This window comes from Sphaerisporangium sp. NPDC004334 (assembly GCF_053602655.1).
Window position 1 is genome coordinate 37,241 of sequence record NZ_JBSGDZ010000029.1, and the last position, 23,955, is coordinate 61,195.

Here is a 23,955-nt window from a genome sequence, read left to right on the forward strand (position 1 = left end):
TGCAGTCCGGGTTGCAGTTGTCAGCACGGGGTTGCAGCCGCCGGCCTTAGTCATCCCACAGCTCCCGCCCCATTCGAGCCGCCGCACTGCTTGCCGGCTTGGACGTCGCGTGGGTGTAGGCACCTCGCAGGGCAAGGCCGCAGACACCCGTGCCACACCCCGCCACATCCTCGTCTACAGCGGCCTGTTCCTCGCCGAGAACACCGGCATCCTCCGCCTCATCGCCGAGCGAGCGGAACATTCTCAGGGAATGGCACGGGGGAAGGCTGATCACGCTTACCCGAAGTGTCCGAACGTCTTTGACGTTTTCGCAAGGCCAGTGATCTACTCCCTGCCCATGACGACTCTGACGAAGGTTCAGCCTGCCCCTGTCATCGACGAGATAAGCCGGCTGCTGACCGAGCACTACGTTTTCCCTGAGGTAGCCGAGCAGCTCACCGGCGTGCTGCAACGACGCCTGGCCAAAGGCGCCTATGACGTCGACGGCGCCGAGGAGCTCGCCCGTCTGGTCACCGCGGACCTGCAGGCCGTCAACAACGACCAACACCTGAGACTGAAGCACCACGCCGACCCAGTGCCCCCCAAGCAGATGGAGGCGACCCTGGCCTCCATCCGCCGGGACTTCGACACCTCGCTGGGCGGTGCGCCCCGGGTGGAGTTGCTCGACGGACGGATCGCCGTGGTGGAGCTGGCGCCGATGCTGTTTCCGCTGGACTGGGCCGCCGAACCGCTGAGCGCTGCGCTCACCCTGGCCTCCCGCGCCCAGGCGCTGATCGTGGACCTTCGCGGCAACCGGGGCGGCGACCCGGACACCGTCGCCTTCATCTGCAGCTACCTCTTGGACGAGCGCACTCACCTCAACACCATGTACTGGCGCGACGGCGAGCGCAGCGAGCAGTCCTGGAGCCTGCCGCACGTTCCCGGCGCGCGTTTCGGCGGCAGCAAACCGTTGTACGTGCTGTCCAGCGACAGCACCTTCTCCGCCGCTGAAGAACTGGCCTACGACCTGCAACAGCTCGGCCGCGCGGTTGTCGTCGGCGAGCCCACCCGCGGCGGCGCACACCCGTGCAAGGGGTGGACCGTGCACCCCCACCTGGAAGCCACCATCCCCACCGGCCGCGCCATCAACCCCGTCTCCGGCACGAACTGGGAAGGCACCGGTGTGCGGCCCGACGTCCCTTGCGCCGCCGCGGAATCCCTCGCCCAGGCGCACGCCCTGGCCCTGGCCCGACTGGCAGGTTGACGCAGCCCACGCTCTGGCCGGCGGGCTGTGCGATCGCAGTCGCCGGAACACCGGCGTTCGGCCACAGCGAGACGGCCGCGTGCCGAAGGTCCTACGGCCGAGCGGCCGACCGGGACGCCACCTGTTCCGGCGTGAACGCCAACAACGGCATGTGCCTTTCTACGGCCGCGCCGTCGGCTGTGCCGTGGTCGGGTAGTCACGCAATTCGATGCCGTTGGCCGCTTTCCGGATCGGCTTCATCATGGCTTCCATCACCCGTTCCTTGCCCGGCATGTGCGGCGCCATCCGCAGCATGAGGCCCTGCAGGCGCGCGCGGGTCCGGGAGGTGGGCACCATGCCCTTGGCGGCGGTGCGGCCCAGCCGCTGGTTCAGCTCGACGAACCCGCGCATCTCCTCCTCGTACCGTGCGAATGCGACCCGGTGGTCGCCCTGGGCGGCGGCCAGCTCTCCGGCGAGCACGTAGGCGCCGACGAGGGCCATGCCGGTGCCTTGTCCGGACGCGGGTGAGGGGCAGTAGGCGGCGTCGCCCAGCAGCACCGTGCGCCCGCGCGACCAGGAGTCCATCCGTACCTGCGCCATGGTGTCGAAGTAGAAGTCGCCCGCCTCCGGCATCGCGGCCAGCAACCGCGGCACCTCCCATCGGTGTCCGGTGAACGCCTGCGCAACGGCCTGCTGTTGGGCCGCCACGTCGTGCCGGTCGACGGGCCGTTGCGGCACGGGGAAGAAGAACTGGGCCTTGGCCGCCGTCGCCGCCCGCACGCTGTAGACGTTCACCACGTGCCCGGCGGCGGACAGGACCATCTCCCAGCGGTCCAGGCCCAGGTGGTTGGGGACGCCGAAGACCGCCACGCCCAGGCCGAGTCCCTCGGTGAACCGCTCCTCCGGGCCGAAGACGAGCGCGCGAGTGCCCGAATGCAGGCCGTCGGCCCCCACTACGAGGTCGAACGTACGCGGTGCCGCATCGCGGAACGTCACGCGCGTGCCGCAGCCCTCATCGGTGATCGAGGTGATCGTGTCGCCGAAGACGTACTCGGCCTCGCCTCGGGTGCGGGCATGAAGGATCTCAGCCAGATCCCCGCGCATGATCTCCAGGTCTCCCGGGTCGCGAAACCCGATCATGTCCGGACCGAGTGTCGCGAGGGTCTTGCCAGCCCCGTTCAACCACGTCCCGCCCCGGATATCGGTCGACCGGCGCCGCACCTCGTCGAGAATCCCCATCCGCCGCGCCACCTCCACCGCCACCCCGCGCAGGTCCACTTTGTAACCGCCGGGGCGAGGCGTGGCGGCCCGCTCCACCACGGTCACCCCGAAGCCGTGGCGGCGCAGCCAGTACGCCAGGGCGGGCCCGGCGACACTCGCGCCAGAGATGAGCACGTTCATGAACCCTCCATCTGTGTATGCCATACGCTCTATTGCGTATGATGTATACCTTACTGCGTATGCTATACACAGAGGTATGGAGGTGGGCAAGATCGAGGAATTGGAGATCCCCGTCGGCATCGCGGTGGCCTGGGGGCTGCGGGACCGTCCCGGCAAGGGCCCCAAACCGGCCCTGAGCCTGCACAGAATCGTCCAGGCGGGCTTGGAAGTCGCCCGCGCCGACGGGCTGGCGGCGGTGTCCATGGCACGCGTGGCCAAGGAGGTCGGCGTGTCGACCATGGCTCTCTACCGCTATGTCGCGGCCAAGGACGATTTGTTGGATCTCATGCAGGACGCCGCCTACGGGCAGCCGCCTGAGGCGGCTGCGGACAAGGACTGGCGCGCTGGGCTGACCGAGTGGGCCTGGGCCATCCTGCACGCGATCAGAAGACACCCGTGGGTGCTGCAGATCCCTGTCAGCGGGCCTCCGCTGCTGCCCAACCAGATCACCTGGCTGGAGCGTGGCCTCACGTGCCTGGGCGGTACGGGCCTTGCCGAGTCCGAGAAGCTGTCGGTCGTCATGCTGCTGTCCGGCTATGTCCGGCAGTGGGCGGCCCTGTCGATCGCCGTCGGTGCGGCAGGGCCTGACCAGGCCGCGCGTTACGCCACGACGCTCGCCCGCGTCATCGACCCGGTCCGTTTCCCCGCGGTCTCCGCCGCCATGGCCGCCGGTGCCGTCAACGACGAGTGGGACGACGGCGACACCGAGTTCGTGTTCGGCCTCGACCGCGTCCTGGACGGCATAGCCGCCCTCACCCACGCCCGCTCTTGATGCGCGGTCGGCGACAACGACGTGAGCATCAAATGGCGACGCCAGGGGAAAGGCTCCGTCAGCGCGCCCGGTCGCAGTCGTAGGCGCACCCCGCCGTACCCCAGTGCTTCGCCAACCACCGGCCCGCTGCCGCCCAGGCGCTACCAGCGGGTCGGGGTGCAGTCCCTTGCGTCTGCTCACGCCTGTCATGTTCCGCATTCACATGGTGCAGCGCCCAGAAAGCCAGCCCCATAGCGACGAGCATGGTCAGCAGCAGAAGAGCGATTCCCACCGGCAGCGACCAGGACATGAGTGCCGCTGCCATCGCACTGGTGACCACTGGGATGGAAAAGAGGAACATCCGCCGGCGCATGATCTAAGTGTGCACCTTCGCGGCTCTGGCCGGCGGATCGTAGATGGCCGAGGTATGGGTGGGCCATCACACCACCACAGGTAGCGATCGTGCTGTGGTCGGTCGCCATACGGGGTCGAGGGAATCGAGCGGCCAGGATCGCGTAGCTCAACGCCGGTCCACCGAACCGCAGCACAATGCTGACGGATCGCCTCCCCGACTACTCAGGCTGTACCGGGGCGAGTCGTCAGGGTAGGCGTTCATGTCAGCTGGGTGTGGGGGTGTCCGAGCGGCTTTGTCACTGTTCGGGGAGGGGCTGCGGCTTGTCGAGGCCGGTCAGGCGGGTCAGGGCGGTGAAGCCGTCGTCGGTGCCGGGCCAGTGCCGGCGCACGGCCTCCAGCCCGGAGCGGCGTACCACCGTACGCAGTACGACGGTGACGATGATGGCGTCGTCGGCGTACCCGAGGATGGGGATGAAGTCGGGGACGATGTCGATGGGAAAGGCCAGGTAGGCCAGCAGCAGCGCGAGCCGGACGCGTACGCCGCGGGGCAGGTCGGGATCGGCGGCCAGGCGGCGTACCAGGCGCAGCACGTCGGGCAGCAGCCGCAGCGCCTCGCGCAGCAGGCCGCCGCGCGGCCGGACGAGGGCCAGCGTGCCGATGAGGACCAGCCAGGCGGCCAGCAGGGCGATCGCGATGCCGATGAGCAGGTCCCATCCCCATGACCCGGTCATACCAGCTTCCCTCCGCCCATCTCCGGCACTGCGATGCCGATGAGCAGGTCCCATCGACGTGATCTGTTCATGTCGGCCTCGTTTCGCCCACGTCGGGAACTGCGATGCCGGTCTCGGCGGCCAGCGCGGCCTGTTCGAAGTCGGCGAGGTCGGTTTCGGCGTCGGCGATCGCGGCGCGTACGAGAGCGCCGACGGGGGCGGCGAAGTAGTCGCGTGCGGCGATCTTGGCCAGCCAGGAGCGGAAGCGTTCCAGGTCGGCCTCCGACTCCTCCACCTCGGCGTAGGTGGCCCGGCCTCGCTCGCGTTCGCGCGCCAGTTCCTCGCGGAAGGCGGGGAGACGCTCCATCACCTCGGCGTACTCGGCATCGCGGGCGGCGTTGAACTCGCCGATGATCTGTAACACTTCCCCGCAGGCGCCAATGCGGCAGGACGGGCGAGGCCGATGGACCCGTCCTTCGACGAGGTGCTGCACCCCCCGGCTCGCCCGTTACCCCGCTTGGTCGGGAACGCCTGCCGCCTGTGGTGAAGGTCCGGTCGTCGCCGGCTCGAGGGTGCGGACGAGTTGGGGAGCCGGGCGACGGGGGAGCAGCAGTGGGCTGACGAGGATGAGCAGGCCTGCGATGGCGATGGCCGTGCGTGGGCCGGTGGCGTCGGCGAGCAGTCCACCGAGGGCGCTGAAGACGGCGATGGAGGCGTTGCCGCTGATCGACCAGGCCGACAGGGTGCGGGCGACGCGGTCCTGGGGAGTGTGCTCAAGTCGATAGGTCGCCAGTACCGGGGTGTACAGGCTCATGCTGATGATGATCGCGAGTTCGACGGCGATCACGATCGCGAGGCCGGCGACACCAGGACGGACGAAGGCGAGGCCGACCAGCCAGACGGCGCGCAGCGTGCCGACCGTGCGCAGGACCCGGTGCTGGCCGTAGCGCGCCACGACCCGGCGGGCGAGGCGTGAGCCGATCAGTCCGCCGACGCAGGGGACGGCGAAGGCCAGGCCGTACTGCCAGGGTGGGAACCCGAGCTGGCGCAGCAGGAGCACGGCCAGCAGCGGCTCGGTGGCCATGATCAGCCCGTTGACGAGGAGTTGGTTGAAGTAGAGGGCCCGCAGACCGGGATGGGTCAGGATGTGCCGCCAGCCGTCGAGCAGTTCGCCGACCCCGACCTGGTGCGTGCCGCTTCGCCGTGGAGGCTCTTCCCGGCCACCGATGGCGGTGATGCTCAGCGCGGACAACAGGTAGCTGAGCGCGTCGGCCACCACGGTCGTCACCGGCCCGAACAGGCCGATGGCGGCTCCGCCCAGCGGCGGACCGACCGCGATCGAGCTCCACGTGGTCGACTCGAACCGCGCGTTGGCCACCAGCAGATCGTCCGGCCGGACCAGGGCCCGCAGGTAGGCGCCACCGGCCGCATTCGAGGTGATCTTGGCGGCGGCGACCACGGCGGAGACGATCAGCAACTGGACGAACCCGAGCAGACCGAAGGCGTAGGCGACCGGGATGGTCATCATGACCCCGAACCGGGTCAGGTCCATCGCGATCATGACCGGCCGTTTGCGGTGGAACTCGACCCACGGTCCGAGCGGTAACGCGATCAGCATGCCCACCGCCGGTCCGGCGGCGGACAGCGCGGACACCTGAGCGGGGCCGGCGTGCAGCACCAGCACGGCTATCAGGGGAATCGCCCCGAACCCCAGCCCGGAGCCATAGGCGCTGACCGCGTAGGCAGCCCACAGCCACCCGAACCGCCGCCCCAGAGATCGTCTGGCCACGAAGCTCCCCACCTCCCACTATGGACAACCAATGCTTGAACGACCCGGGACAACCAGTGGTTGACCGACCGATCAAACCAAGCCTTCGAGGGCGGATCAAACAACCGAAAGGGCGGATAGCCACAACCAGATGTTGTGTGATCACGCTTTGGTGTGTACCTCAGAGCCGTACGCACACTCGTCGCCGTCGCGGCCGCCGACCGGTTCCCGAAGGCCGCCGCCGAGCGTCCGATCACTCACCCGGCCACCCGCCGTGATGTCCCGTGTCTTGCGCCTCCCTCGCGGCCTGACGGATAGTCCGGTCATGTATCGGCCGGTGCGGGGGTTGTCGTGGGGTCTGGCCGGCGTGACCACGGCTGTGGTCGTCTACGTTGTCGCGGTCCCGTTAGTCGTCACGCTGACGTTGAGCCTCGACACCTTGGTGATCCTCATGCTGTGGCTGCCGATCGCCTGGCTGGCGATCGGCGTGCTCGGAGTCGCCGTGAGCACAGTGGTGCTGGTACGGGCCCCGTCGCCGGCGGCCTTGTCGTGGCTTTCTTTCTGCTGCGGCTGGGCCCTCTGTCCCGCCGTGTATCTCCTCGTCCTGCTCGGCAGGAGCTTGTGAGCGTTCGGCACGCTTCCGCGTGGGCATGCGGGGGCGGCGGAAGGAGAGATCGGTCCGCCGGGCGTGGTGGGGGAGACGGCTGAACCGGCGTACTTCGGGGTTGGCGGGCGGGGTTCTGACTGGGGCATTGACAGGGGGACCCGGCTGATCGTAGCCTCGGCGCGAGCCCATTGTTAGTAAACTTTCTTAAAGAAAGGGCCTCTCGGCGGTCTGAGGGCTCCCGCTCGTCCCCACGATGGCACGGTGGCGCGGTCGCCCGTCGGCGCGTACGCGATGGCAGGGCACGGCACCAGCGGCCATCACCACTCTCGGCACCAGCCACCCCCCACCGGCGAAGGATCCACTGTGCCCAGAAGCTTCGTGAAACGCTCTCTCACCGCCCTGCTCGGCGTCACGGTCGCGGCCTGCCTCGGCCTTCCGGCCGCTCCGGCCAGCAGCGCCGCCACCCGGCAGGCCGCCGCCCCGTTCAAGGTGCTCGCCTTCTACAACGGCACCTGGGACCCCGCCCACATCGACTTCGACAAAGAGGCCAGGGACTGGTTCCCCGCGGCCGGCGCGCAGAACGGCTTCACCTGGGAAGCGACCACCGACTGGAGCCGTCTCAGCGCCACGGGGTTGTCGCAGTACAAGGTGATCATGTTCCTGGACGACGCCCCGCCCGCCAGCCAGCGCGCCGCGTTCCAGACCTACATGCAGAACGGCGGGGCGTGGATGGGCTTCCACGTCAGCGCGTGGACCGACAACCCCGGCTCGTGGAGCTGGTACTACAACACCTTCCTCGGTTCGGGCGCGTTCCAGACCAACACCTGGGGGCCGACCGCCGAGACCCTGAAGGTCGAGGATCGCGGCCATCCGTCCACGGCGGGGCTGCCGGCCACCATCCAGTCGTCGGTGAGCGAGTGGTACTCCTGGAGCCGCGACCTGCGGCAGAACCCCGACATCGACATCCTCGCGTCGATCGACGCCTCGAGCTTCCCGGTGGGTGACGACCCGAACCAGCAATGGCGCAGCGGGTTCTACCCGATCTTGTGGACCAACAAGAACTACAAGATGCTGTACGCCAACTTCGGGCACAACGGGATGAACTACTCCACGAACACGCGCACCTCCTCGACCTTCGCGAGTCCCCAGCAGAACCAGTGGCTGATCAACGGCCTGCTCTGGCTGGCCGGCGCGGGCGGCACCACGCCTCCCCCGACCGACACGATCTCCCCCACCACGTGGTACTCGGTAGCCAACAAGAACAGCGGCAAGTGCGTCGACGCCCGCGCGGCCGGAACGGTCAACGGGACCGCGATCCAGCAGTACACCTGCAACGCGACCAACGCGCAGCAGTACCAGTTCGCGCCGACGAGCGGAGGCTTCGTCCGGGTGAACAACCGGGGCAACACCGCCCAGGTGCTCGACGTGAAGGATGTGTCGACCGCCGACAACGCCCCCATCCAGACCTGGACCTACAGCGGCGGCAACAACCAGCAGTGGCAGCCGGTGTCCGAGGGCGGCGGGTACTACCACTTCGTCAACCGCAACAGCGGTAAGTGCCTCGACGTGCCGGCCGCCTCGACCGCCGACAGCGTCCAGCTCGTCCAGTACGCCTGCAACGGCACGGCCGCCCAGTCCTTCCGGCTGGTCGCACAGAGCTGAGCGGGCTGAGCAGGCGGTACCCGAACGAACACCGGCGTCCCGCCGTCGCCACGCCCTGGCGACGGCGGGACGTTCGCGAGCCGACCGCCGCCGGGCCGACGCGACGATCCGCCGGGTCAGCGCGAGAAGCGGGGTGAGCGCGAGAAGCGGGGTCAGCGCGAGAAGCGGGCGAGGAGGAGGGTCAGCCGCCGGTCGTGGTCGTCGCGGCGGAGCCTGCCGTTGCGCATGAGCGTGAGAAGCCCGTGCAACGCGCTCCAGAACGTCTCGGTGAGCGTCTCAAGGTCGTCGTCCCGCGCGAGAGGGCGCAGGGCCTCGCGCAGCTCGCCGAAGCCCTCCCGCAGGGCGGGCGGCGCCTGCGCGGTGGCGAACGGCAGGTCGACGGCGTGGGTGAACATCGCGTCGTACAACGCGGGCCGCCGCGCGGCGAAGAGCGCGTACGCGGAGCCGACATCGGCGAGGGCCTGGCGGGGATCGGCCGCCGCCGTGCGCGCCGCGCGCAGCTCGGCGGCGAGGTCGGCGAAGCCCTCGACCGCGACCGCCGCCATGATGGCGTCCTTGCCCTTGAAGTGGCTGTAGAGGACCGGCTGGCTGTACTCGATCTCCTCGGCGAGCCGCCGCGTGGTCACCGCCTCCCAGCCTTCCGACTCGGCCAGTTCGCGCGCGGCCGTGACGATCAGCCGTTCCCGCTCCGCTCGTTCGCGCTCCCGGCGCTCCTGGATGGACACGCCCGACATTCTAGCGCCGCTAGCGTGCCTGCCATCGATACGTTAGTGTCGCTCTTGTATCTAGCACTGCTAGCGAGGAGACGTCGTGCTCACCCCCATCGCGTACGGACTGGCCATCGTGCTGGACGTGTTCATCCTGTTCATCGGCGCCCGCTTCCTGCTCGCGCCGCACGCCGCGGCCGCCGGCTACGGCGTGCCGGCCCGGAAGGACGGAGACTCCGCCTACCTCTCCATCAAGGGCCTGCGCGACCTCACTTATGGCGTGCTCGGCCTGGCCCTGCTGGCCTTCGCGGGCGCCCGCGCCGAAGCATGGTTCATGCTGGTCGTCGCCCTGGCGCCCCTCGGCGACACCCTCATCGTGCTGCGCAACGGCGGCACCAGGGCGGTCGCCTTCGGCATCCACTTCGCCACCGCCGTGATCGTCCTGATCAGCGCCGCCCTGCTGTTCGCCGTGTGAGGTCCGCGGCTCTGGTGCCCGGCCTCAGGGAAGCGGCCGCCGAGGCGCGTGCCGGATGTGGACATGGCCGTCATCGGGGAACGGAGGCCGGGCGGGGACGATCTCGTCGAGGGCGTATCCGCACTTCTGCGCCACCCGGCACGAGGCGAGATTGCCCACCTGGTGCAGCAGCCGCAGGCGTCGCAGCCCCTGGGGGGCGAAACGCTCGAAGGCCCAGGTGGTGAGCGCCTCCAGGGCCAGGCCGGCGACGCCCCGGCCGCGCGCCGCGCGAGCGGTCCAGTAACCGACGTCGGCGTGGTGCCCGCCGGCGACCAGCCCTTTCACCACCACGTTGCCCACCAGACGGGAGCCGCCTTCCGGCTCCGCCTCCACGACCGCGAAGCTCAGCCGGTGGCCCTCGCTCCAGCCCTTCCACTGGATCGCCAGCCAGCGCCGGGCGTCCTGCTCATCGGTGACGTGGAGCCTGGTCCACTGGCGCATGACCGGATCGCGGTAGGCCGCGACCAGTTCGGGGATGTCCTGGTCCGTCCAGGGCCGAAGCACCAGAGACGAACCCTGTCCATGCGGAGCGGCATGCAGGACGACGGTCATGCGTCCTCCTCCCTGGGGGCACGGTCTCGTGCGATCGCGAAGCTAGCTCAGGGAACGGCGAGCGGCAAACCGGCCTGGGCGAACATCCCCCGTCGCGATCCACGACATCCGTGGGCCGGCCGGAACGGATCAGGCGAACATCTCCCGTCGCGATCCACGACGTCCGCAGGGCCGGCCGGAACGGATCAGCGGCGCACGGCGTCGCGCCCATCGGCACGCTGAGGAAGATCACCGCCCGGCCGCCGGCCTTCGACGGGGCGCGGGGTGGTCTTTCGAGGGCAGGAGGGCCACCTGGTAGCGGTCGCGGTAGATCACCTGGGACTTCGCCGGGTTCTTGACGCGGATCACGCGAATGGTGTGCCCACGGGCCCGCAGGCCCGCCGCGAGGTCTCTCCCGTAGACCCGCCAGCCCTCCTCGGTGAACCAGAACCTGGCCCGCCGGTTCTCGATGTACGGCATCGGCAGGTCGCCCAGGACGGCATTGCCGCCGGCCATCACCCAGGCGCCGCCGAGCCGGGTGCCGGAGGGGTCGTCTTTCTGTTCGTCCGTCGCGGTGACGTCGACCCAGCGCCGGACGCTGTCGGCAAGGACGCGGTACAGCATGAGGACAGGATGCGGCAGCACCCCTGCTGATTTCGATAGATGGAGGAGACTCGTGGTACCGCGTCGGCGATGAGCGTCGGCCGTGAGCGTCAGCCCTGAGCGCCGGCGTGCGCGGATCAGCCCTGGCCGGTGGGACGGACGATCAGGTCGTTGACGTCGATGCCGTCCGGCTGCGAGATCGCGTACGCGATGGCGTCGGCGACGGCGGCGGCGGGGATGCCCAGCCGCTCCGACATCTCGTGCACGGCGGCGCGCACCTCCGGGTCGCCGCCGTGGTCGGTGAGCTCGGTCCGGGTGTAGCCCGGGGACACGAGGGTCACGCGGATGTCCCGGCTCTCCTGCCGCAGCCCTTCGGACAGCGCCCGGACGGCGTACTTGGTGGCGCAGTAGACGGCCGCGGTCGGGTCCACCCGGTGCGCCGACGTCGAGGCGACGTTGACGATGTGGCCGGCGCCCCGGGCGCGCATGAGCGGCAGGACCGCCGCGATCCCGTGCAAGGTGCCGCGCAGGTTGACGTCGATCATCTGGTTCCAGTCGTCCACGCGCAGCGCGTCGACGGTGGACAGCGGCATGACCCCGGCGTTGTTGACGAGCACGTCGATGCGGCCGTGCCGGTCGTGCGCCCGCCCGACGAAGGCGCGCACGCTGTCGAGGCCGGTCACGTCGAGGTGTCCGTGGTCGGCGCGGCCACCCGCCGCGCGGAGCTCCTCGGCGAGGACGGCGAGCCGGTCCACGCGCCGCGCGCCGAGCACGACGTGGTGCCCGTCCGCGGCCAGCCGGCGGGCGGTCGCCTCGCCGATGCCACTGCTCGCGCCGGTGATGAGGACGATCTTGCCGTCGACGGGCGACGGGCCGTTCATGCTGCTCATGTGGACTCCTGCCAGAGGTGGAAGACGCGGATGTGCGCCGCGTCCACCCTGTGGCCGTCGCCGGCGCGGAGGAAGGCCGTGTCTTCCTGGGTGCGCCACACCCAGGAAGACCCTCGCCGTCCCGCCCGCCGTCCGCAGGGGGCGCGCGGCGGCGGTAATTCGGTTGTCCGCCCGAGGCCGTTCTGTTGTACTCCGGGAGACGACCGGCCCGCCGAGGAGGCGAACATGTCTGCAGCGTTCATGTCCATCCACCAGGAAGTTTCCGCTCGCCCAGAGGACATGACGCTTCGTGAGAATGCTCAATCTCGGAATTTTGGCCCATGTAGACGCCGGTAAGACCAGCCTGACCGAGCGGCTGCTGCACGCCGCCGGTGTCATCGACGAACTCGGCAGCGTCGACGACGGCAACACCCAGACCGACTCCCTCGCCCTGGAGCGGCGGCGCGGCATCACCATCAAGTCCGCCGTCGTGTCGTTCGTCGTCAGCGGCGTCACCGTCAACCTGATCGACACTCCCGGGCACCCCGACTTCATCGCCGAGGTCGAGCGGGTGCTGAGCGTGCTCGACGGCGCGGTGCTGGTGATCTCCGCCGTCGAGGGCGTGCAGGCGCAGACCCGCGTGCTGATGCGGACGCTGCGGCGACTGCGCATCCCCACGCTGATCTTCGTCAACAAGATCGACCGGTACGGCGCGCGCTACGAGGGCACGCTGGGCGGCATCGCCGAACGGCTGACGCCGGCGATCGTCCCGATGGGGACGGCGCACGGACTCGGCACGCGCGAGCCCGCCTTCATCCCGTACACCGCCGTGGACGCCGCCTTCACCGCCCGGCTCGCCGAGGTGCTCGCCGAGCATGACGAGGCTCTGCTCGCCTCGTACGTGGACGGCGGCGCGGCGATCTCCTACCGGCGGCTCCGCCGTGAGCTCGCGGCGCAGACCCGCCGGGCGCTGGCGCACCCGGTGTACTTCGGGTCGGCGATCACCGGAGCCGGCGTCGAGGCGCTGATCGCCGGCGTCACCGGGCTGCTGCCCTCGGCCGAGGGCGACCCGGACGGCCCCCTGTCCGGCACGGTGTTCAAGGTCGAACGAGGACCCGCCGGCGAGAAGATCGCCTACGCCCGTCTGTTCTCCGGGTCGGTGCGCGTGCGCGAACGGCTGCCGTTCACGCGCGACGCCGCAGGCGACGAGCGCGGCGAGGGCAAGGTCACGGCCGTCGAGGTGTTCGAGCATGGTTCGGCCGTCCGCCGCGACGCGGTCACCGCCGGGCGCATCGGCAGGCTCTGGGGCCTGCCGGACGTCCAGATCGGCGACACGCTCGGCGTCCGGGGGGCGGGCGCGCCCACGCGGCGCGTGTTCGCGCCGCCGACCCTGGAGACCGTCGTCGTGCCGTGCCGTCCCGCCGACATGGGCAGACTGCACGTCGCGCTCACCCAGCTCGCCGAGCAGGACCCGCTGATCAGCGTGCGGCAGGACGACGTGCGCCGCGAGGTGTCGGTCTCGCTGTACGGCGAGGTACAGAAGGAGGTCATCCAGGCCACGCTGGCTGAGGATTTCGGCCTCGACGTGGACTTCCGCGAGACGACGACGATCTGCGTCGAGCGGCCGGCCGGCACCGGCGCCGCCGTGGAGTTCATGCACAAGGACTCCAACCCGTTCCTCGCGACCGTCGGCCTGCGCGTCGACCCGGCCCCGGCCGGCGCGGGCGTCGAGTTCCGGCTGGAAGTGGAGCTCGGGTCGATGCCGTTCACCTTCATGAGGACCCTCGAGGACACCGTCCGCGAGACCCTGCGCCAGGGGCTGCGCGGATGGCAGGTCATCGACTGCGCGGTCACGCTGACGCACTCCGGCTACGCGCCCCGGCAGAGCCACGCCCACGCCACCTTCGACAAGAGCATGTCGAGCACCGGCACGGACTTTCGCGGCCTGACGCCGCTGGTGCTGATGGACGCGCTGCGACGCGCCGGCACGAGAGTGCACGAGCCGCTGCACCGCTTCCGGCTGGAGATCCCGGCCGACACGCTGCGCCCGCTGCTGCCGGTGCTGGCCCGCCTGCGGGCCGTGCCGCGAACGACGGCGACCGGGGGCCCGGTGTGGGTGGTGGAGGGCGAGATCCCGGCGGCCCGGGTGCACGAGTTGCAGCGGCACCTGCCCGGCGTGACCCGCGGGGAAGGCGTGCTGGAGTCGGCGTTCGAGCGCTACCACCCGGTCGCCGGCGAGGCGCCGTCCCGCCCGCGCACCGGCCACGACCCGCTGGACCGCAAGCAGTACCTGCTGCGCTTCATGCGCCAGGTCGAGGGCGGCCGCCAGCGCCAGGTCGAGGACGGCCGCCGATGAACTCCCCCGAGCGGCGGGCCATCCTGCGGGCGTTCCGGCCGGGACGGCGGGCCGGCGCCGCACTGGTCGCGGCCACTGGCGCCGCCACGGTGCTGCCGCTGCCGGCGCCGCAGCTCACCCGGCGCTTCGTCGACGAGGCGATCGGCGGCTCGGCCACCGGGCACCTCACGCTCGTCGCGCTGGGCTACCTCGCGCTCGCCGTCGCCGGCCAGGCGGCGCGCATGCTCACCGCCTGGCTCGCGAGCCGGCTCGCCTGGGACGGCACCAACCGCCTGCGGGAGGACCTCGCCGGGCACGCGCTCGGCCTGGACATGGCGTTCCACGGCAGCCGTACCCCCGGCGAGATGATCGAGCGGGTGGACGGCGACGTGGTCGCCGTCGCCGACTTCGTCGTCGCGTTCGTGATGGACGTCGTCGTGGGCTTCCTGCTGCTCGCGGGGGTGCTGGTCGTGGTCCTCGCCACCGACGTGCGGCTCGGCGGCGTGCTGCTGCTGTACTGCCTGCTCGCCGGGCTGGTCATGGCGCGCACCCAGCGGCTGGCCGTCCCGTCGGCGATCCGTGCGCGGGCGGCCGGCGCGGTCGTGGCCGGCGCCCTGGAGGAGCGGCTGGCCGCCGTGGAGGACCTGCGGGCCAACGGCGCGGGCGAGCACGCCGTGACCCGGTTCCACCAGGTGAGCGCCGCGCTGTACCGGGCGGAGGCGCGGGCGGACGTGACGCGCAGCGGGCTGCTCGCGGGCACGTCGGTGGTGTTCGCGGCGGGCACGGCGCTGGTGCTGGGTCTTGCCGTGTGGAGCCGGCAGTCGGGCGCGCTCACCGTCGGCACGGCCGTGCTGCTGTTCCAGTACACGCAGATGGTGCGCGCGCCGCTCGAGCGGCTGATCGACCAGCTCAAGCAGTACCAGGCGGCGCTGGCCGGCGTGACCCGCGTCGCGGGGCTGCTGGCCGAGCGGCGGACGCTGCCCGACCCCGCCGACCCGCGGCCGCTGCCGGCCGCCGGGCCGCTCGGCGTGCGCCTGGACGGGGTCGGGTTCGCCTACCCGGGACACGGCGAGCGGGTGCTGTCCGGCGTCACCCTCGCCCTGGCGCCCGGCGAGACGCTCGGCCTGGTGGGGCGCACCGGCAGCGGCAAGACCACCATCGCGCGGATGCTGCTGCGCCTGTACGACCCGGCCGAGGGCCGCGTCGAGGTCGGCGGGCTGGACCTGCGCGAGGCCGACCCGGCATCGCTGCGCCGGCGCGTGTGCGTCGTCACGCAGGACGTCCAGCTGTTCGCGGCGAGCGTCCGGGAAAACCTCACGCTGTTCCGCGCCCTCGCCGACGACCGCCGGCTCCGTGCCGTCCTGGCCGGAGTCGGGCTCGTCGAGTGGCTGGCCGGCCTGCCCGACGGGCTCGACACCGAGTTGGGTGCCCAGGGCGCCGGGATGTCGGCCGGGGAGGCGCAGCTGCTGGCGTTCGCCCGGGCGTTCCTCACCGACCCGGGGCTGGTGGTGCTGGACGAGGCGTCCAGCCGGCTGGACCCGGCGACCGAGCGGCGCGTCGAGCACGTCACCGGCCGCCTGCTGGCCGGGCGGACCGCCGTGCTCATCGCGCACCGCCTCTCCTCGCTGTCCCGCGTGGACAAGATCGCTGTGGTCGACGGCGGCGAGATCGTCGAGTACGGCCGCCGCGAGGAGCTGGCCGCCGACCCGCGCAGCCGCTTCTCCGCCCTGCTCACCGCCGCGGGGGTGCGCTGATGAGGCCGGTTCCGTTCGTCCTGCGGCTGACCGCGATCGCCGGCCTTCGCCGGTATGTGGCCGGCGGGCTGCTGTGGGCGCCGGTCAGCGTCCTGCCGCTCGCCGGCGGGCTCGCGTTGCAGCGGCTGTTCGACCTCATCGGCGCGCATCGCGGCGTCGCCCTGGCCGAGCCGTTGTGGCTGTGCGCGGCGCTGGTGGGCGTGGAGGTCGTCCGCGGCCTGGTCATGGTCGTCGCCTGGGTCTACGGGACCTACTGGTGGGACGCCGCCGCGACCCTGCTCCGCGCGAACGTGCTGCGCTCGCTCCTGACCGCGCGCGGCGCGGCGGCCCGCCGGCTGCCGCACTCGTCGGGCGAGGCGATGGCGCGCCTGCGCGACGACGTGGGCGACCTGGTGCAGCTCACCGACGACATCGTCCCCCTGGCCGGGGCCACGCTGTTCAGCTGCGCCGCGCTAGTGATCATGGCGGCGATCGATCCCCTCATCACGCTCGTCCTGGTGGTGCCGATGATCGTCCTCGGCGTGCTGACCCGGATGCTGCGCGGGCTGATCCAGCGGTTGCACCGGCGCGCCCGGACGCTCGGCGCGGCCGTCACCGCCTCCATCGGCGACATCTTCGCCGGCGTGCTGGCGATCAAGACGGCGGGCGCCGAGGAGGCGGTGCTGGAGCGCCTTCGCGCGCGGAACCGGGCGCGGCGGGACGCCGCCGTCGCCGACCGGCTGGCGACCGACACGCTGGACACCGCGCTCGGCGCGACCGTCGAGGTCAGCGTCGGGCTCGTCCTGCTGCTGGCCGCGCCGGCGATGCGACGGGGCGAGTTCACCGTGGGCGACCTCGCGCTGTTCACCAGCTACGCCGGCTGGCTGACCGCGCTCCCGCGCACGATCGGCTCGATGCTGTCGCGCCTGCCCCAGGCCGCGGTGGCCATCGAACGGCTCGGCCGCCTGCTGGCCCCGCACGAGGACGCCCGCGACCTGGCACGCGCCGGCGAGGTGTGGTTCGGGCGCGAGCCGCCGGCGGCGGCCTCGCTTCCCGGCCACCATGACCCGCTTCGCGTCCTCGCGGTCCGCGGCCTGTCCGTGCGCCACCGGCCCGTCCACCGCGACGGCACCGCGACGAGCGCGGACACCGTGGCCGACGCGGGGGCGGCCGTGGGAGACGGGCTCGCGGACGGTGGCGGGGACGGCGATGGCTTCCTGGGCCGGGGCGTGCACGAGATCGACCTGCGGGTCGAGCGGGGATCGTTCACGGTGATCACGGGGGCGGTCGGGTCGGGCAAGACGACCCTGGTGCGCGCCCTGCTCGGCCTGGTGCCGGCGGACGCCGGGACGATCACCTGGAACGGCCGGCGCGTCGAGGACCCGGGCACCTTTCTCGTGCCCGGCCGCGCGGCCTACGCGGCCCAGGTCCCCCGGCTGTTGTCGGAGTCCCTGGAGGAGAACCTCCTGCTCGGCCTGCCCGCGGACGGCGACCGGATCGCCGCCGCGCTGTGGCTGGCGGCGCTGGATCACGACGTGTCCGGCATGCCGGACGGCTTGCGCACCGTCGTGGGACCACGCGGGGTGCGGCTGTCCGGCGGCCAGGTCCAGCGGGCGACCGCGGCGCGCGCGCTGGTCCGCTCGCCGGACCTGCTCGTCGTCGACGACCTGTCCTCGGCGCTGGACGCGGAGACCGAGAGGGTGCTGTGGGACCGCGTCGCCGCCGCCGCCCGCGACGGCGACGGGCCGGGCACGCTGTTGGTGGTGTCGCACCGGCGCGCGGCGCTCGAACGCGCCGACCAGGTGGTCGTGCTGGACCGCGGCCGGGTCGCCGGACGCGGCACGCTCGCCGGCCTGCTGGCGAGCTGCCCGGAGATGCGGCGGCTGTGGCACGGCGAGCTCTTGGCCGAGGCCGGGGAGCAGGCGCGGACGCACTCCGGGAGCGCCTCCGCGCCGCCCGTCGCCGGCTGAGCCCGTGATCGGCCGGAGGTGGTCCTAGAGTCGGAACCGACGCCGGCCCCGGCCGCATGGGCATCGCCGGCGAGGCGGCATTCGGCATGGGAGGTGGTTACGGACATGAGCGATGACGCGCGGGCTCTTCTCTCCGTCGCGCTGGAGGCGGCCGGCGTCGCCGGCGAGCTGGTCAGGACGCGCCTGCCAGGCGCCGTCACGGCCAAGGGCGACCGGGACATGGCGACCGAGGTCGACTACGCCGTCGAGCGGGCGGTCCGCGACCACCTCCGCGAGCGCACCCCGCAGGTCGGCTTCCTGGGCGAGGAGGAGGCGGCCGGAACCGGATGGGAGCCGGGGGCGGGGCTGCGCTGGGTGCTGGACCCGGTGGACGGCACGGTCAACTTCGTCCACGGCCTGCCGCTGTGCGCGGTCTCGCTGGGCCTGGTGCGCGGGGACGTCCCCGTCCTCGGCGTCATCGAGCTGCCGTTCCTCGGCTCCCGCTATGCCGCCGCCGAGGGGTGCGGCGCCACCGTGGACGGGGAGCCGATCAAGGCGAGCGGCGCGGTGGCGCTCTCGGCCGCGCTGGTCTCCGTCGGGGACTTCGCCGTCGGCGACGGGGCCCCGGAGGCGAACCGGCTGCGGCTCGCGATCACCGGCCTGCTGGCGGAGCGGGCGCAGCGCGTCCGCATGTTCGGCTCCGCCGCGATCGACCTGGCCTGGGTCGCCGAAGGCAGGACCGACGCCTGCCTGATGATGAACAACCGGCCGTGGGACACCGCCGCCGGCGTCGCCATCGCCCGCGAGGCGGGCGCGCTGGTCGTCGACCGCGACGGGACGCCGCACACCATGCGCTCGACGGCCACCGTCTGCGCCGCCCCCGGCGTGCTCGCCGAGGTGCTGGACATCGTGCGAGGGGCCCGGAGCGTCACCGGGCGCGAGCGGGACATCCGCGAACGTTGACCGGGTTGGGCGCCGTAACCGGCGCCGGCATCGCCGTACCACGACCCGCCGCCCCGGCGCCGATCACCCACAGCACATGGCCGGGGTGCGAAGCCGCGCCCGGTGAACGGACGTGGACACCGCGCCGGCCAGTGCACTGCGCCGGAGATCCGTCGGCTGAGTCTCGTCCGATCCCACAAGGTCGGATGCGGAGGAACCACCGATCGGCCTCACTCATCCCACCATCGACCCAGACGGCGAACACCCGGCACGGCACACTGGCCGTTCAGCTTCCGACGCCCCGGGCGCGCGGGCCGTCCGGGCCGGCTCTCACCCGGCCACGACGGCCGTCTCGTCGCCGCGGAGCAGGCGCTCTTCGAGCTGGACCTCCGCGGCGAGATAGGCCGCGAGCTCGTCGAGCGTGGCGGCGCAGCGGACGTTGGACAGGCCGCGCGAGAGCAGGCCGCGCGAGACGCCGTGCCGGCGGACGGCGTACCAGCCGCCGCCCACGGCGTCGGATACGAGCCAGTGCTTGCTGTAGCGGTCTTTCAGCTCGTTGATCGTCACCGCCATCGCCGGGCACCCGCCGAGGACGGAGGGCGAGGAGCGGACGGGGCCGGCGCGAAACCGCGGGCCGTGACGGTGGGGGAGGGCATGCGTCAAGGCTAGTCAACGACTCGTGTTCGCTCAATCACACAATGTAATCGGGTCGGCGTTGGCCTACATCGGCCACACCCCTCAAGCTTGAAGGTATGAACGCGAACGAGTCGGCCACGACACGAAGGTCCCTGCACGGCGTCGCCGAGCTGCTGCTGGCCGGGCCGCAGCACCGGCGCAGCGGCACCATACGCCTGCGGGCCACGCCCGGCGGCTTCGCCACGGTCACCGAGCCCGACCTGCGCGTCGAGGGCGCCGACCTGGTGGCGGGCGAGCTTCGCCTGCCGATCTCCGGCACGTCGGCGCGGGCGCTGGGCACGGCGACGGGAACGGACGCGGGCGCGCCGGAGAGCCTCTACTCCGACGGCTCGGGGGTCTCCCCCGACGAGGTGCTGCGCGTCGACCCCGTCGCGGCGGCGGAGCTCGCCCACGCTCTCACGCTGGGTGACCAGGCGCTGCGCGCTCTGTCCCCCGGGGCGACGCCCGTGCTCTGGCCCGAGCACTTCGATCTGGCGATCACCGTGGACAAGGTGAACTACGGCGTCTCACCCGGCGACGCCTACCTCGCGGTGCCGTACGCGTACGTCGGCCCCTGGGAGCCGCACAGCGGCGAGTTCTGGAACGCGCCCTTCGGCGCGGCGCGCCCGCTGAGCGAGCTGGGCGGGGTGGTCGCGGCGATCACCGGCTTCTTCGCCGAGGGCCGCGACCGCGCCACCATGTCCTGACGTCCCCGCCGCCGCGCCGCCACTCCCGCCGCCGCGTCGTCCCCCCGTCCCCCCGTCCCGCCGCCGCGTCGTCCCCCCGTCCCCCCGTCCCGCCGCCGCGTCGTCCCCCCGTCCCCCCGTCCCGCCGTCGTCGGCCGTCCATGACCGGAGGCGGAACGGCGGAGCTGCGGACGAGCGGCGGCGGAGATCAGTAGTCCACGGCCGCGTCGACGAGCCAGGCGGCCAGGTAGCGGGCGTAGGAGGCACGGACGAGGACGCGGAACTCCTCCTCCCCGGCGATCAGCAGGACCTGGGCGCGGGCGAGCGTGGTCTGCGCGCAGCGGCCGGGGCCGAACACCGACGGGTGCAGGTCCAGGGCGCACCCGTGGGCCAGCAGGTCGCGGGCGCCCGGACCGGCCACCACGATCGTGGTGCGCTGCGCCGAGACGTCGGTCACCGCGACCTCCTCCGAGCGCGACAGGGGTGCCTCGCCGATCACCAGCCACTCGTCCGGCCCGAGCCAGACCACGTCGGCCTCCCCCGAGCGCAGCCAGGTGCCCGGCTCCAGCGGCAGCCTCATCCCCAGCGAGGACGGCGCCCGCGCGGGGTCCACGCGGAGGTTCGTCTGCCGCAGGAAGGGGATCTCCCGTATCTGGAGCCGCGGGCCCGTGACGCCGTCGAAGATGCCGTCGAATCCGGCGAGCGGGCTGGTCCGGTCAACCGTCACGGCGGGTCCCCTCGGGGTCGTAGAGGACGGGGTGGGCGACCGTCACCGCGACCAGGCCGGCGCCGGTGTAGGCGTGCAGGCGCTCGCCGATCCTGTCCCTGCCGCCGGCCACGAGCGCGAGCGCGAAGGCGCGTCCCAGGGCGGCGCTGCGGTAGGCCGAGGTGACGTGGCCGAGCATGGGCACCGGCGGTTCGGGAAGCCGGTCGGCGGCGATGACCTGGGCCCCCTCGGGGAGCAGTTCGGCCGGGTCGTCGGGGAGCAGGGCCACCAGATGGCGGCGGCCGGCACGGGCGGTGTCGGGCCGGGTGAAGGACCGTCTGCCCACGAAGTCGGCCTTGCTCCTGGAGATGATCCAGCTCATGCCGAGGTCGGCGGGGGTGACGGTGCCGTCGGTGTCCTGGCCGATGATGGGGTATCCCTTCTCGGCGCGCAGCACGTGCATGGTCTCGGTGCCGTACGGCGTGACGGCGCCGGTGCCCATGACGGCCTTCCAGAGCGCGAGCCCGTGCCACCAGGCGACGTTGATCTCGTAGGCGAGCTCGCCGGAGAAGCTGATGCGGCACACCCTGGCCTCCACGCCGGCCACCTCGGCGTCGCGCCAGGTCATGAACGGGAAGCTTCGCGCGTCCACCGCCAGCCCGGGGGCGAGCCCGGCCAGGACGGCGCGCGAGCCGGGACCGGCCAGGGCGACCGTGGCCCACTGCTCGGTGACCGACGTGCAGCGCACCCGCAGGCCCGGCCACTCGGTCTGCAGCCATTCCTCCATCCAGTCCAGGACGGTGGCGGCGTTGCCGGTGGTCGTGGTGACCAGGAATCGGTCGGGCGCCAGGCGGATGACGGTGCCGTCGTCGAACACCATGCCGTCGGCGCGGCACATGACGCCGTACCGGATCGCGCCGACCTTCAGGCTGCTCATGAGGTTGGTGTAGAGCCGGTCGAGGAACTCGGCCGCGTCCGGTCCCTGCACGTCGATCTTGCCGAGGGTGGAGGCGTCGAGCGCGCCCGCCGCCTCGCGCACGGCGCGGCACTCGCGCGGCACGGCGGCCGCCATGTCCTCCCCCGGCCGCGGGTAGTACCAGGGCCGTTTCCACTGGCCGACGTCCTCGAACCGCGCGCCGTGCTCGACGTGCCAGTCGTGGAGCGCGGTGACCCGCACGGGGTCGTGCAGGGCGCCGCGGTCGCGCCCGGCGAGGGCGGCGAAGGACACCGGGACGTAGGGGGCGCGGAAGGTGGTGGTGCCGAGTTCGGCCAGCCCCGCGCCGAGCGTGTGGGCGAGGACCGCGGTGGTGAGCGTGCCGGAGGTCTTGCCCTGGTCGTGGGCGGTCCCGGCCGTGGTGTACCGCTTGACGTGCTCGACGGAGCGCAGCCCGGCCCCGGTGGTGGCCAGCGCGATGTCGGCCACGGTCACGTCGCGTTGCAGGTCGACGAAATGGCGCGTGTAATCCCCCGCGCCCGTGGGATCGGCCGGTTCCCGCCCGCCAGCACCGTCCGGCCCCCGCACACCGGACGGCCCCCGCTCACCGGACGGCCCCCGCTCGTCGGACGGCTCCGGGGGGACGATGGTCGCCAGGGAGAGGGGCGGCACGATCCACACGTGCTCCGGGGGCGGCCCGGCGGGGACGGGGAGCGGCGGCGGTTCGGCGCCGGAACCTGCGGCCTCGCCGTCGGCCAGGCATCCGGCGAGGGTGAACAGCCCGCGCGCCGCCCCGGCCACCCGCACGGCGCCGCCGGCGGCGAACGGCTCCGCGGGGCGGAAGGCCGCCAGATGGTCGTCGTAGGCAATGGCGCCACCGGCCTGGCCGAACAGGTGGACCACGGGGTTCCAGCCGCCGGAGACCAGCAGCAGGTCGGCCTCGACCTCGCGGGCGCCGACCCGCACGGCGCGCACGCCGCCGTCGCCGCCGGGGCCGTCCGCGCCGAGCACTCCCGTGACCAGCCCGCCCTCCCGCGCGTCGGCGATCTCGGCGATCTCCACGCCGGCCGCCGCGAGGTCGCGGGCCGCGTCGTGGCCGCTGTCACCGCAGGTGAAGACCACCGCGCGGCGGCCGGGCAGAACGCCGTGCCGGTTGGCGTACGCGCGGGCGGCCGAGGCGAGCATGACGCCGGGCAGATCGTTGCCGTGGAAGGCGACCGACCGTTCGTGCGCGCCGGTGGCCAGCACGACTCTGCGGGCCCGGATGCGCCAGACCCGTTCCCGCGTGACCGCCTCCTCGCCGCGGCGCTCGACGGCGACCAGGTAGGTGTGGTCGTAGTAGCCGAGGACGCTGGTGCGGGACAGCACGCGCACGTCCGGCAGGGCGCGCAGTTCCCCGGCGACGGCCCGCGCCCACGCGGCGCCGGGGCGGCCCTCGACGGCGCCGCCGGTGTCGGCGAGGGTGCCCCCGGGCTCGGGGCGGTCGTCGGCGAGGATGACGCGGGCGCCGGTGGCCGCGGCGGCCCGCGCCGCGGCGAGCCCGGCGGGTCCGGCGCCCACCACCAGGACGTCGCAGTGGGCGTGGGTGGCGTCGTAGCGGGCGGTGTCCGGTTCGGCGGACAGCCGTCCACGTCCGGCCAGGCCGGAGGCGGCCATGCCGTCGAGCAGCGGGACCGTGGTGGCCTGCGCCATGGGCTCGGAGTAGGGCCGGTCGATCTGGACGACCGCGCTGGGCTCCTCGGTCCAGGAGCCGAACACCCCGCGCGGACGGCCGAGGGTGACGCTGGTGGCCACCCGGCGCACTCCGGCGGCGAGCAGCGCCGAGGCCAGCGTGTCGCCCCGGAGTCCCTCGTAGGACCGGCCGTCGAAGGTGAACCGCAGCGCTTCCCCCGCGTGCCCGTCCCTGCGCCGCCCGGTCATCGCCCGGCTCCCGGAACGGAGGCGTCGGCGGAAGCGGCATCGGCACCGGGGGTGAGGTCGCCACCGGGGGTGGGATCGCCGCCGGGCAGGATCTCGTCGGTCGCGGTGTCCCTGGTGAGGCCGAACCAGCGGCGGCAGCCGGCGGCGTGGTGCCAGCGCTCCCTGAACGGGCCCTCGGGGTTGTCGCGGAAGAACAGGTAGCGCGCCCACTCCTCGTCGGTGAGCGCGGCGGGGTCGCCGGGGTAGGCGACGCCGGCCTGTCCGCCGTACCGGAACTCGGCCTCGTCGCGCGGCCCGCACCACGGGCAGGGGATCAGCAGCATCGGGAAAGGGCGCT

The 23,955-nt window shown here is 72.5% G+C and carries 23 protein-coding genes; 10 read left to right on the forward strand and 13 right to left on the reverse strand.

Annotation, left to right across the window (positions count from 1 at the left end; translation table 11 throughout):
• Window positions 1–109 precede the first annotated feature (109 nt).
• Window positions 110–1,243 (forward strand): S41 family peptidase, encoded by a 1,134-nt coding sequence (locus tag ACWEN6_RS31895; RefSeq protein WP_452575405.1) that lies wholly within the window; start codon window positions 110–112, stop codon window positions 1,241–1,243.
• 159 nt (window positions 1,244–1,402) lie between these two features.
• Here ACWEN6_RS31895 and ACWEN6_RS31900 read toward each other — a convergent pair whose 3' ends face one another.
• Window positions 1,403–2,623: an FAD-dependent monooxygenase gene (locus tag ACWEN6_RS31900; protein ID WP_452575407.1), complete on the reverse strand. Its 1,221-nt coding sequence runs from the start codon at window positions 2,621–2,623 to the stop codon at window positions 1,403–1,405.
• A 76-nt stretch (window positions 2,624–2,699) separates the two neighbouring features.
• On the opposite strand from ACWEN6_RS31900, the gene ACWEN6_RS31905 reads away from it, so the two are divergent.
• Window positions 2,700–3,434 (forward strand): TetR/AcrR family transcriptional regulator, encoded by a 735-nt coding sequence (locus ACWEN6_RS31905; RefSeq protein WP_452575409.1) that lies wholly within the window; start codon window positions 2,700–2,702, stop codon window positions 3,432–3,434.
• A 58-nt stretch (window positions 3,435–3,492) separates the two neighbouring features.
• Here ACWEN6_RS31905 and ACWEN6_RS31910 read toward each other — a convergent pair whose 3' ends face one another.
• The 4 genes from ACWEN6_RS31910 to ACWEN6_RS31925 all read right to left on the reverse strand — a co-directional run bounded on the left by ACWEN6_RS31910 (window position 3,493) and on the right by ACWEN6_RS31925 (window position 6,266).
• Complete coding sequence (locus tag ACWEN6_RS31910) at window positions 3,493–3,786, reverse strand: hypothetical protein (RefSeq protein ID WP_452575411.1); 294 nt, start codon at window positions 3,784–3,786, stop codon at window positions 3,493–3,495.
• Window positions 3,787–4,063: 277 nt separating this feature from the next.
• Entirely contained in the window at window positions 4,064–4,498 is a 435-nt protein-coding gene (locus ACWEN6_RS31915) for a YkvA family protein (protein ID WP_452575413.1), read from the reverse strand.
• Between the two features lie 67 nt (window positions 4,499–4,565).
• Entirely contained in the window at window positions 4,566–4,901 is a 336-nt protein-coding gene (locus ACWEN6_RS31920) for a Chromate resistance protein ChrB (RefSeq protein WP_452575415.1), read from the reverse strand.
• Window positions 4,902–4,985: 84 nt separating this feature from the next.
• Window positions 4,986–6,266 (reverse strand): MFS transporter, encoded by a 1,281-nt coding sequence (locus tag ACWEN6_RS31925; protein ID WP_452575417.1) that lies wholly within the window; start codon window positions 6,264–6,266, stop codon window positions 4,986–4,988.
• A 304-nt stretch (window positions 6,267–6,570) separates the two neighbouring features.
• On the opposite strand from ACWEN6_RS31925, the gene ACWEN6_RS31930 reads away from it, so the two are divergent.
• Entirely contained in the window at window positions 6,571–6,870 is a 300-nt protein-coding gene (locus tag ACWEN6_RS31930) for a hypothetical protein (RefSeq protein WP_452575419.1), read from the forward strand.
• A gap of 345 nt (window positions 6,871–7,215) precedes the next feature.
• Entirely contained in the window at window positions 7,216–8,514 is a 1,299-nt protein-coding gene (locus tag ACWEN6_RS31935) for an RICIN domain-containing protein (protein ID WP_452575421.1), read from the forward strand.
• A gap of 152 nt (window positions 8,515–8,666) precedes the next feature.
• Here ACWEN6_RS31935 and ACWEN6_RS31940 read toward each other — a convergent pair whose 3' ends face one another.
• A complete protein-coding gene (locus ACWEN6_RS31940) occupies window positions 8,667–9,239 on the reverse strand; it encodes a TetR/AcrR family transcriptional regulator (RefSeq protein ID WP_452575423.1) in 573 nt (190 codons plus the stop codon).
• An 85-nt stretch (window positions 9,240–9,324) separates the two neighbouring features.
• Here ACWEN6_RS31940 and ACWEN6_RS31945 point away from each other — a divergent pair, with 85 nt between their 5' ends.
• Window positions 9,325–9,696, forward strand: a complete 372-nt coding sequence (locus ACWEN6_RS31945; RefSeq protein ID WP_452575425.1) for a DUF4267 domain-containing protein — start codon at window positions 9,325–9,327, stop codon at window positions 9,694–9,696.
• Between the two features lie 24 nt (window positions 9,697–9,720).
• Here ACWEN6_RS31945 and ACWEN6_RS31950 read toward each other — a convergent pair whose 3' ends face one another.
• From ACWEN6_RS31950 to ACWEN6_RS31960, 3 genes are all read right to left on the reverse strand, one after another.
• The gene (locus ACWEN6_RS31950; RefSeq protein WP_452575427.1) at window positions 9,721–10,287 is read right to left on the reverse strand and encodes a GNAT family N-acetyltransferase; all 567 of its coding nucleotides are present in this window, start codon (window positions 10,285–10,287) and stop codon (window positions 9,721–9,723) included.
• A gap of 228 nt (window positions 10,288–10,515) precedes the next feature.
• A complete protein-coding gene (locus tag ACWEN6_RS31955; protein ID WP_452575429.1) occupies window positions 10,516–10,890 on the reverse strand; it encodes a hypothetical protein in 375 nt (124 codons plus the stop codon).
• Between the two features lie 116 nt (window positions 10,891–11,006).
• Window positions 11,007–11,759, reverse strand: coding sequence for an SDR family oxidoreductase (locus ACWEN6_RS31960; protein ID WP_452575431.1), 753 nt, complete (start codon window positions 11,757–11,759; stop codon window positions 11,007–11,009).
• Window positions 11,760–12,048: 289 nt separating this feature from the next.
• Between ACWEN6_RS31960 and ACWEN6_RS31965 the strand changes: the two genes are divergently transcribed.
• The 4 genes from ACWEN6_RS31965 to ACWEN6_RS31980 all read left to right on the forward strand — a co-directional run bounded on the left by ACWEN6_RS31965 (window position 12,049) and on the right by ACWEN6_RS31980 (window position 18,718).
• Window positions 12,049–14,094: a GTP-binding protein gene (locus ACWEN6_RS31965; RefSeq protein WP_452575433.1), complete on the forward strand. Its 2,046-nt coding sequence runs from the start codon at window positions 12,049–12,051 to the stop codon at window positions 14,092–14,094.
• Window positions 14,091–15,827 (forward strand): ABC transporter ATP-binding protein, encoded by a 1,737-nt coding sequence (locus ACWEN6_RS31970; protein ID WP_452575435.1) that lies wholly within the window; start codon window positions 14,091–14,093, stop codon window positions 15,825–15,827. The genes ACWEN6_RS31965 and ACWEN6_RS31970 overlap by 4 nt, the downstream gene beginning before the upstream one ends.
• Window positions 15,827–17,776, forward strand: a complete 1,950-nt coding sequence (locus ACWEN6_RS31975) for an ATP-binding cassette domain-containing protein (protein ID WP_452575437.1) — start codon at window positions 15,827–15,829, stop codon at window positions 17,774–17,776. The genes ACWEN6_RS31970 and ACWEN6_RS31975 overlap by 1 nt, the downstream gene beginning before the upstream one ends.
• A gap of 105 nt (window positions 17,777–17,881) precedes the next feature.
• Window positions 17,882–18,718, forward strand: coding sequence for an inositol monophosphatase family protein (locus tag ACWEN6_RS31980; RefSeq protein ID WP_452575439.1), 837 nt, complete (start codon window positions 17,882–17,884; stop codon window positions 18,716–18,718).
• A 309-nt stretch (window positions 18,719–19,027) separates the two neighbouring features.
• On the opposite strand, the gene ACWEN6_RS31985 is transcribed toward ACWEN6_RS31980, so the two are convergent.
• Window positions 19,028–19,270, reverse strand: a complete 243-nt coding sequence (locus tag ACWEN6_RS31985) for a hypothetical protein (RefSeq protein WP_354844447.1) — start codon at window positions 19,268–19,270, stop codon at window positions 19,028–19,030.
• A gap of 179 nt (window positions 19,271–19,449) precedes the next feature.
• On the opposite strand from ACWEN6_RS31985, the gene ACWEN6_RS31990 reads away from it, so the two are divergent.
• Complete coding sequence (locus ACWEN6_RS31990) at window positions 19,450–20,079, forward strand: hypothetical protein (RefSeq protein ID WP_452575441.1); 630 nt, start codon at window positions 19,450–19,452, stop codon at window positions 20,077–20,079.
• Window positions 20,080–20,266: 187 nt separating this feature from the next.
• Here the strand turns inward: ACWEN6_RS31990 and ACWEN6_RS31995 are convergent, their stop codons facing one another.
• The 3 genes from ACWEN6_RS31995 to ACWEN6_RS32005 are packed head-to-tail and all read right to left on the reverse strand — an operon-like array spanning window position 20,267 to window position 23,941.
• Entirely contained in the window at window positions 20,267–20,785 is a 519-nt protein-coding gene (locus tag ACWEN6_RS31995) for a sarcosine oxidase subunit gamma (RefSeq protein ID WP_452575443.1), read from the reverse strand.
• Window positions 20,775–23,618: a 2Fe-2S iron-sulfur cluster-binding protein gene (locus ACWEN6_RS32000; RefSeq protein WP_452575444.1), complete on the reverse strand. Its 2,844-nt coding sequence runs from the start codon at window positions 23,616–23,618 to the stop codon at window positions 20,775–20,777. Before ACWEN6_RS32000 ends, ACWEN6_RS31995 begins: the two co-directional genes overlap by 11 nt.
• Window positions 23,615–23,941 carry a sarcosine oxidase subunit delta gene (locus ACWEN6_RS32005; RefSeq protein ID WP_452575446.1) on the reverse strand — a complete coding sequence of 109 codons (327 nt, stop codon included), beginning with the start codon at window positions 23,939–23,941 and terminating at the stop codon, window positions 23,615–23,617. Before ACWEN6_RS32005 ends, ACWEN6_RS32000 begins: the two co-directional genes overlap by 4 nt.
• Window positions 23,942–23,955 lie beyond the last annotated feature (14 nt).